Annotated in this window: 1 protein-coding gene; it reads right to left on the bottom strand. The window is 43.1% G+C overall.

Annotated features, from left to right (window positions below):
• Nucleotides 1-649: fructose-bisphosphatase class II family protein (locus ACFIK8_RS11935; protein WP_375669551.1), on the bottom strand; the 649-nt coding region annotated here is incomplete at both ends.

Below are 649 nucleotides of genomic sequence, written 5' to 3'. Positions count from 1 at the left end.
AGAGTTTCCGTTTGAATGTAACGAGGAGTAAATTTAACACCAGAAAGCATATTCCCATCAGTGACACCTGTTGCAGAAAATAGAACATCACCTTTCGCCATTTCCTCCATTGTATAAACTTTATGAGGATTATCGATTCCCATCGTGGCTGCACGTGCGATTTTTTCTTCTGTATCAAGCTGTAAACGTCCTTGCATCTGCCCACCAATGCAGCGTAAAGCTGCGGCAGCTAATACGCCTTCTGGCGCTCCACCAATGCCCATATAGATATCAATGCCGGTTTCATCTGAATCAGTTGTATCAATAACGGCAGCAACATCTCCATCACCAATTAAACGAATTGATGCTCCTGTTGCCCGTACTTCATCAATCAGTTTTTCGTGGCGAGGCCGATCCATAATACAAACAGTAATCTGATTAACAGCCACTCCCTTAGCCTTTGCAAGAGCGTGAACATTGTCCGCAGGACAAGCATCGATATCAACCAACCCCTTTGGATAACCGGGACCAATAGCAATTTTTCTCATATAAACGTCAGGAGCATAAAGTAAGTTACCCCTTTCCGCAATTGCAACAACAGCTAAGGAATTAGCAAGATTTTTAGCACAAATTGTTGTTCCCTCAAGTGGATCAAGCGCAATATCAATCG

Source organism: Bartonella sp. MR168JLCBS (genome assembly GCF_042194175.1).
The sequence above is the reverse complement of the archived record's forward strand: the minus strand, read 5'-3'. Positions and strand labels throughout refer to the sequence as shown.